This window comes from Symbiopectobacterium sp. (assembly GCF_051710365.1).
GTDB lineage: Bacteria > Pseudomonadota > Gammaproteobacteria > Enterobacterales > Enterobacteriaceae > Symbiopectobacterium.
This window is the reverse complement of the sequence record NZ_JBPETA010000145.1, coordinates 1-7,674: the sequence shown is the minus strand read 5'-3', so window position 1 is coordinate 7,674 and position 7,674 is coordinate 1. Positions and strand designations below refer to the sequence as shown.

Sequence of the window (7,674 nt, the reverse complement as noted above, 5' to 3'; positions counted from 1 at the left end):
GGTTACGGATGGTAACGTGGGGAGTACTCATGCTGATTGGTCTGCAAAAAGCAGTAATAAATTCAGAACTTCAGAATACCGTCAAGTCCCGAAAAAAGAAAAATCAGGTGCGGAATGACGGTTAAACCTGGAGATATCGTTCAAAGTAAAACCGGTGGGCCACGCATGCGGGTTCTTAGCGTAGAAGACAATAGGCTTTACTGTGCGAGAATTGACGATCCTATTGAGAAAGAAGTAGAAATCAGCGTTGATAGCGTCTCGTTTTACCGCGAGGAAGGCAATTTCGGCGTGTGTTAATACACATCCCCTTCAGGCTTGGCCTGAAGGGGATGTAATAAAGCATTACTGCTGAGTCGGTGCGCTCGTCATTTTCTTCAGGTCTTGATCGATAAAGAACAGACCCCCTTGCGCGGTACTCACCAATGCCAACTTGTCGAGAATGGATTTAAACAATTTCTCTTCTTCATGTTGCTCAGCAACATACCATTGCAAGAAATTGAACGTTGAATAATCCTGCTGCGTCATTGCTGCATGAGCCAGCTCATTGATTTTTCGCGTAATTAATTGCTCATGCTCATAGGTTTTCTCAAACACGTCAGCCAGAGATGCGAAATCGACCGGCGGCGCGGCGATGGCCCCCAGTACTGGCATGCTGCCGGTATCATCCAGATAATTGAAGAGGCGTTGCATATGCTCCATCTCTTCCTGAGAATGTGTTTTCAGGAATGCTGACGCACCTTCAAACCCTTTATCACCACACCATGCGCTCATTTGCAGGTATAAATTAGCAGAATAGAATTCCAGGTTTAGCTGATCGTTTAATTGTTGAATCATCTCTTTTTTAAGCATCTTTCATTCCCTCTGATTGGCAGGTGAGTCAATTTTTTCCATTATGCCTTGCTGTTAAAAAATAAAAAACATTTTATTATCAAAATAATTAACACAAAAAATAATAAATTATTAATCATCAACTTAAAATAATTGATAACGATTTTCAATTTCATAAAATGGTTATTTAGCGCATCCATTTGAGAATGGTTTTTATTTCATTTTAACGTACTGCCGGATATTTATAAAAACCACCACGTCGATTTAATAACCTAAAGAATAATCATTCTTTTTTAGTATCAGGTCATGAAGCAATATCCGCGTATGTCCGCCAGGCAAAAAAATGCTATCATGCGAACTCACCGGCGGCCCTGAGGATAAGAACAATGGCGTATAATCTGGCTAACCTTCCCCTTCCTGCGCAAGAGATGGATAAAGTGAATGTTGATCTCGCAGCCTCTGGCGTGGCGTTTAAGGAACGGTACAACATGCCGGTCATTCCAGAAGTCGTTGAAAGAGAGCAGCCCGAGCATCTGCGTGACTATTTTCGTGAACGCATCGCATTCTACCGCCAACGCTCGTTGCAGTTCTCTCGCCTCCCCTACGAACCCAAGGCAAAATAGCCTGAAATCTGCTGTCCAAAGCACTTTTTTCGCTTGCATATTATGCCCAACAGGCGGTTAATGGTAAGGCAAACCACCTTTTTACCGAGAGAGGCAAATCAAATGAGTAAAGGCATGGACAGCAAAAAAAACAGCAAGAAAAAACCGTTGAAAACCGCAGCAGAAAAACGGGCGGATAAACGGTCCAAACGCGCTCAGCAAACCGATACGGTGAGTTGATGCCTTAGTGCGCTGAACGGGTAATCCCGCACTCAGCGGGATTACTCCAGTCGCTACCCTGTGTCTTATTTCTCTTCGACCATCAGCAAAAATGCGTATTCCAGCGCAATGTCTTCGTATTGTTTGAATCGCCCCGATTTTCCCCCGTGACCAGCGTCCATATCAGTCAACAACAGCAACAGGTTGTCGTCAGTTTTCAGCTCACGCAATTTGGCCACCCATTTGGCGGGTTCCCAATACTGAACTTGCGAGTCGTGCAGCCCGGTGGTAATCAACAGATGCGGGTAGGCTTGAGCGCTGACATTGTCGTAAGGGCTGTAGTTTTTGATGTAGTCATAATAACGCGACTCACCAGGATTCCCCCATTCGTCATACTCCCCGGTCGTCAAAGGAATTGACTCATCAAGCATGGTGGTCAGCACATCGACAAACGGCACCTGCGCCACCACACCTTTAAACAGTTCTGGGACCAGGTTAACCACCGCGCCCATCAACAACCCTCCGGCACTGCCGCCCATGGCGTAAAGCTGCTTTTCATTACCATATCCCTGCGCCACCAATGCGCGGGAGATATCAATAAAATCAGTAAAGGAGTGCATCTTATTGAGCAAGCGCCCGTCGTCATACCATTGCTGCCCCAACTCTCCGCCGCCGCGAATGTGGGTCAACGCAAACGCAAACCCTCGGTCGAGCAGGCTAAGGCGACTCACACTAAAATCCGGCTCCATACTGCTACCATAGGCACCGTAGCCGTACACCAGTAACGGATTATTGCCGGGCTGGTAGCAGTCACGGCGATACACCAGCGACACCGGTACCTCAACGCCATCGCGCACGGTGATCCACAGGCGTTCACTGCAATAATCCGAGGCGGAGAAGTGTTTGACCTCCGCCTGTTTGAGCAGGCTCTGTTCACCGCTGTCCAGATTAATCTCGTACAGCGAGGTTGGCGTAGTCATGGACGAATAACCAAAACGCAGCAACGACGTTTCAGGCGTCGGATTGTAAGCGAGCCAGGTAACGTAGCTGGGATCGTTAAAGCTGATGTGCTTTTCGGCACCGGTCTGCCAATGCACCTGACGCAGCGAGGTTAAGCCCTTCTCCCGCTCTTCCAGCACCAGCCAATCGCGGAACAGCTCAAAACTTTCCAGCACGCGACTGCTATGCGGCGCGATGAGCGTTTCCAACGCGGACTCATCCCAGCCGACAGTGCGATACAGGCCGAAGTTTTTGCCCTCACGGTTCGAGCGCAGATAGAACGCGCCCTGATAGTGATCTACGCCATACTCATGATCTTTGCGCCGTGGAATAAACACCTTAGGCACGGCGTCACTGTCATGCGCATCCAGCAAGCGAACTTCCGTACTGGTGGTACTGCTCAGATAGATAACGATATACGCTTCAGAGGTCGTTTCACCCAGACTCACGTAATAGGTATCATCATGCTCTTCATAGACTAACCGATCCTGGCTGACATCATCACCGAGGCGGTGCATGAAAACCTGATAGGGAAGCAGCGTCTGCGGGTGCTTACGCACGTAGTAAATCGCGGAGGCATCGGCATTCCACTGCATGTTTGCCGAGACGTGTTCAATGACGTCCGGTAACCACTCCCCGCTCTCGAGGTTGCGAAACCGGATGTCATACTGCCGGCGAGAAATTTTATCCTCTGCCAGCGCTAGCAATCGGTTGTCCGGACTGACAGACAGTGCACCCAGATGATAGAACTCGCTGTCTGCGGCACGCTCATTCTCATCCAGCAGCAGTTGCCACTGTTCCGTTTCCGGTGCAGGCTGCCGCACATAGCGCGCGTATTCTTTACCCGATTCGTAGCGTGTCTGATAGCGATAGCCACGTTTAACATAAGGCACCGACGCATCCTGCCCGGGGATCCTCGCTACCATCTCCTGATACAGTGTTTCTTTCACCGCATCGCAGGGTTGCATATGCGAAGCGCAATACGCGTTTTCTGCTTGCAGATACGACAATACGGCCGGATCTTCCCGCGCATCATCACGTAGCCAGTAGTAATTATCAATGCGTGTATCACCGTGGGTCGTGAGGGGGTACGGACGTTTTTCTGCCTGAGGTGCTTTCATTGCGTGCCATCCTGTTTTCTGGAAAGAAAATCGTGGCACGATTCTGTGAGAAAGCCAAGCGGTGCTGTTGGTATGTAAGGCTTGTTGCCTCTGAGATCCTCGTCGCTGATGCGTACGCAAACGTTTTCCTTTATACTGCGCGCCATGTCAATACAGAGCGGGAAAGCATAATGTTAACGGTTGGAACAGCGCTACGCGCAGTCGCGACACGCGTCATGTTATTAGGTTGCGGAGAACTGGGTAAAGAAGTGGCGATAGAGTGCCAGCTGCTGGGCGTTGAGGTGATTGGTGTCGATCGCTATGCCAATCTCCCGCCATGCATATCGCTCACCGCAGCCACGTCATTAACATGCTGGATGGTGCAGCGTTGCGTGCCGTTATCGAACTTGAGCGTCCCGATTACATTGTGCCGGAAATTGAAGCCATTGCCACCGACATGCTGGAGACGTTAGAGCAGGAAGGCCACCATGTGGTGCCCTGTGCCAAGGCCACGCGTCTGACCATGAACCGCGAGGGCATTCGTCGTCTGGCAACAGAAACGCTGAATTTGCCCACTTCGTCCTACCGTTTTGCCGCCAGCGAAGACGCGTTTCAGCAGGCCATTGCCGAAATCGGTTACCCCTGCATCGTTAAGCCGGTCATGAGTTCATCAGGTAAAGGACAAAGTTTGATCCGTCGTGAAGAACAACGGGATCAGGCCTGGAAATACGCACAAGAAGGTGGACGTGCGGGCGGCGGTAAGGTCATCGTGGAAGGTCTGGTCAACTTTGATTTCGAAATCACGTTATTAACGGTCAGCGCCAGTGACGGTATCCACTTCTGCGCCCCCATCGGCCACCGTCAGGAGGACTGCGACTATCGCGAGTCATGGCAGCCTCAGCAGATGAGCGAACTGGCTCTGGCGCGTGCGCAGCAGATCGCCCGCGATGTGGTCAGTGCACTGGGGGGTTATGGCCTGTTTGGCGTAGAGCTGTTTGTGTGCGGCGATGAGGTCATCTTCAGCGAAGTGTCACCGCGCCCGCATGATACCGGCATGGTCACGCTGATCTCGCAAGATCTTTCCGAGTTTGCCCTTCACGTACGCGCTTTTTTAGGTTTGCCTGTCGGTGCAATACGTCAATATGGACCTGCCGCTTCTGCCGTTATTTTGCCTGAGATAGTGAGCGATAACGTCAGCTACAGTGGATTAGAATATGCTCTGCGCCCCGGTACGCAAGTTCGCCTGTTCGCCAAACCGAATATCGAAGGTAAGCGCCGAATGGGCGTGGCGCTGGCCGTTGCTGATAATATCGATGATGCAGTAGGGTTGGCTGTCTCAGTCGCCAGTGCAGTAAAAGTGACCGGATAATCGCCTCCGCCCAAAAAAAGCCACGCAATGCGTGGCTTTTTTGTAGTAACCGCGTTTTAGGCTGTAGCGCCTGCAACCGCTTCGCGCGCCAGTTCGGTAATGCGTGCGTAATCGCCGATTTCCAGCGTATCGTTCGGCACCAGCCAAGAGCCGCCCACGCACAGTACGCTTTTCAGTGCCAGATAGTCGCGGTAGTTTTTCAGTGAGATACCGCCAGTCGGGCAGAAACGGATCTGGGAGAACGGACCTGCAATCGCTTGCAGCGCTTTTACGCCGCCGTTCGCTTTCGCCGGGAAGAATTTGAACTCACGCAAACCGTAGTCCATACCCAGCATCAGTTCAGAAACGGTGCTGATACCCGGAATCAACGCAATCGGGCCTTCCACGGCAGCTTTCAGCAACGGCTCTGTCAAGCCGGGGCTGATGGCGAACTGTGCGCCAGCAGCAATCACATCCGCCAACTGCTGCGGATTGGTTACTGTGCCAGCACCGACAATCGCGTCAGGTACTTCTTTGGCAATGGCACGGATCGCGTCTACTGCGCAGTCGGTACGCAACGTGACTTCCAGAACGCGAACGCCACCCGCTACCAGGGCTTTCGCCATCGGTACTGCGTGCTCCAGTTTGTTCACTACAATTACTGGAACCACAGGACCCGTGGTCAAAATTTGCTCTGCGCTCGTTTTCCAGTTTTTCATTCGTCATCATCTCCTGTCATGCCCGGAGGCATCATTAGTCATATAGCGCGCCCCTGCCACAGGGATCTGCCAAAAGCAGACGTCCGACCGCACCGAGTTTTAGCCAAACATTACAAACAAAAATTCAATCGATTACCGGGCACTGCCGCACGTAACCACGCACTGCAGAAGCCAATCGCTTATTCCACTTCGTTCCAGGAACGGCCATCCCGGGTGATCATGGCGACAGAGGCCACCGGCCCCCAAGTACCTGCCTGATAAGGTTTCGGCGTATCGTTGTCCATCGCCCAGGCTTCCATGATGGAGTCCACCCATTTCCAGGCCTCCTCCGTCTCATCACGACGCACGAACAGGGCCTGAATACCGCGCATGGTTTCCAGCAACAGACGTTCGTAGGCATCGGCCAAATGCTGCTGATTAAAGGTTTCAGAGAAGCTCAAGTCCAGCTTCACAGTTTGCAGACGGTGTTTATGTTCCAACCCGGGAATTTTGTTCAAAATTTGAATTTCAACGCCTTCATCGGGCTGCAAGCGGATGATCAATTTATTCTGCGGCAGTTGCTGGTAAGAATCGTGGAACAGGTTCAACGCCGGATTTTTGAAATAAACCACCACTTCCGAACACTTGGTTGGCAAACGCTTGCCGGTGCGCAGATAGAACGGCACACCCGCCCAACGCCAGTCGTCAATATCCACGCGGATCGCAACGAACGTCTCGGTGTTGCTTTTGTTGGCGCCCTCTTCTTCCAGATAGCCCGGCACTTTATGGCCCTGAACAAAGCCGCCGGTATACTGGCCGCGCACCGTGGTTTCATGCACGTTGGAACGATCGATGCGGCGCAGTGAACGCAACACCTTCACTTTTTCGTCACGAATCCGGTCGGTGCTCAGATCCGACGGCGGGGACATGGCGATCATGGTCAGGATCTGCAACAGATGGTTCTGGATCATGTCGCGCATCTGCCCAGCCTGGTTGAAATAGCCCCAACGCCCCTCAATGCCTACCTCTTCCGCTACGGTGATCTGCACATGGTCGATGGTGCGGTGATCCCAGTTGGCAAAGAACAGTGAGTTGGCAAAACGCAGTGCCAGCAAGTTAAGTACCGTCTCTTTACCCAGATAATGGTCGATGCGGTACACCTGACATTCGTCGAAATATTCGGCTACCTGATTATTTATCTCGCGAGAAGAAGCCAGATCTGAGCCCAGCGGCTTTTCCATCACCACGCGCGACGGCGACTTGTTAAGCCCCGCTTCACCCAACCCGCGACAAATTGCGCCGAAAGCGCTGGGCGGCATGGCGAAATAGTTGATGGTGGTACGGTTCTTTTGATCGAGCATTTTGCTCAGATGATCGAGCATTTTGCTCAGACGTTTGAAACCAGCAGTATCCTGTACATCGAGATTGCAAAAATCCAGCCGACCACTCAGCGTTTGCCACAGTCCGTCATCGATAGGCTCCTTCATGAAGGTGTCTAACGCTTCGCGGACTACGCTAACATATTTTTCCTTATCCCACTCTGCTCGCCCCACGCCGATGATGCGCGTGTCCGGGTGAATGTGACCGGCTTTTTCCAATTGATACAGAGACGGCAGCAATTTTCGGCGCGCCAAATCGCCTTTCGCACCGAAAATAACCAGATCACACGCCTGGGCTGTTGAAGTTACCGCCATGTTCATCTCCTCGTTGCAGGATGCTGTAATTTTATTACAGCAATAATGTACTCTTTTTGACTAAATAACTGTTCCGAATAGTAGATCACCTGAAGGGAACTCAGTCCGAGTTGAGCGATCTGATCAATCGATAAAGATCCCAAATCATCAACCGGACTGAGCGATGTCGAGCATAGCACCGATACC

General features: G+C 51.4%; 7 protein-coding genes and 1 pseudogene. 3 read left to right on the top strand and 5 right to left on the bottom strand.

The window, feature by feature from the left end:
- The first annotated feature begins 114 nt into the window (after positions 1-114).
- Positions 115-297, top strand: a complete 183-nt coding sequence (locus tag ACTBDZ_RS12805) for a DUF2158 domain-containing protein (protein WP_438815598.1) — start codon at positions 115-117, stop codon at positions 295-297.
- A gap of 45 nt (positions 298-342) precedes the next feature.
- Here ACTBDZ_RS12805 and ftnA read toward each other — a convergent pair whose 3' ends face one another.
- The gene (gene ftnA, locus ACTBDZ_RS12800; protein ID WP_438815597.1) at positions 343-849 is read right to left on the bottom strand and encodes a non-heme ferritin; all 507 of its coding nucleotides are present in this window, start codon (positions 847-849) and stop codon (positions 343-345) included.
- A 365-nt stretch (positions 850-1,214) separates the two neighbouring features.
- On the opposite strand from ftnA, the gene ACTBDZ_RS12795 reads away from it, so the two are divergent.
- Complete coding sequence (locus tag ACTBDZ_RS12795) at positions 1,215-1,451, top strand: DNA polymerase III subunit theta (protein WP_438815596.1); 237 nt, start codon at positions 1,215-1,217, stop codon at positions 1,449-1,451.
- A gap of 284 nt (positions 1,452-1,735) precedes the next feature.
- Here ACTBDZ_RS12795 and ACTBDZ_RS12790 read toward each other — a convergent pair whose 3' ends face one another.
- Positions 1,736-3,769, bottom strand: a complete 2,034-nt coding sequence (locus ACTBDZ_RS12790; protein ID WP_438815595.1) for a S9 family peptidase — start codon at positions 3,767-3,769, stop codon at positions 1,736-1,738.
- 170 nt (positions 3,770-3,939) lie between these two features.
- Here ACTBDZ_RS12790 and purT point away from each other — a divergent pair.
- Positions 3,940-5,117: pseudogene (gene purT, locus ACTBDZ_RS12785) on the top strand (formate-dependent phosphoribosylglycinamide formyltransferase).
- A 56-nt stretch (positions 5,118-5,173) separates the two neighbouring features.
- Here purT and ACTBDZ_RS12780 read toward each other — a convergent pair.
- The 3 genes from ACTBDZ_RS12780 to ACTBDZ_RS12770 form a co-directional block, all read right to left on the bottom strand.
- Positions 5,174-5,815 carry a bifunctional 4-hydroxy-2-oxoglutarate aldolase/2-dehydro-3-deoxy-phosphogluconate aldolase gene (locus ACTBDZ_RS12780; protein WP_438815594.1) on the bottom strand — a complete coding sequence of 214 codons (642 nt, stop codon included), beginning with the start codon at positions 5,813-5,815 and terminating at the stop codon, positions 5,174-5,176.
- A 179-nt stretch (positions 5,816-5,994) separates the two neighbouring features.
- On the bottom strand, positions 5,995-7,488 hold the full coding sequence (gene zwf, locus ACTBDZ_RS12775; protein WP_438815593.1) for a glucose-6-phosphate dehydrogenase: 1,494 nt from the start codon (positions 7,486-7,488) through the stop codon (positions 5,995-5,997).
- A 2-nt stretch (positions 7,489-7,490) separates the two neighbouring features.
- The coding region (locus tag ACTBDZ_RS12770) for a hypothetical protein (RefSeq protein WP_438815592.1) at positions 7,491-7,674 on the bottom strand (184 nt) is incomplete at its 5' end.

Bases quoted from the DNA above. Each gene is read 5' to 3' on its own strand.
- ACTBDZ_RS12790 (WP_438815595.1), bottom strand. From the start codon at position 3,769: ATGAAAGCACCTCAGGCAGAAAAACGTCCGTACCCCCTCACGACCCAC.
- ftnA (WP_438815597.1), bottom strand. From the start codon at position 849: ATGCTTAAAAAAGAGATGATTCAACAATTAAACGATCAGCTAAACCTG.
- zwf (WP_438815593.1), bottom strand. From the start codon at position 7,488: ATGGCGGTAACTTCAACAGCCCAGGCGTGTGATCTGGTTATTTTCGGT.
- ACTBDZ_RS12780 (WP_438815594.1), bottom strand. From the start codon at position 5,815: ATGAAAAACTGGAAAACGAGCGCAGAGCAAATTTTGACCACGGGTCCT.
- ACTBDZ_RS12805 (WP_438815598.1), top strand. From the start codon at position 115: ATGACGGTTAAACCTGGAGATATCGTTCAAAGTAAAACCGGTGGGCCA.
- ACTBDZ_RS12795 (WP_438815596.1), top strand. From the start codon at position 1,215: ATGGCGTATAATCTGGCTAACCTTCCCCTTCCTGCGCAAGAGATGGAT.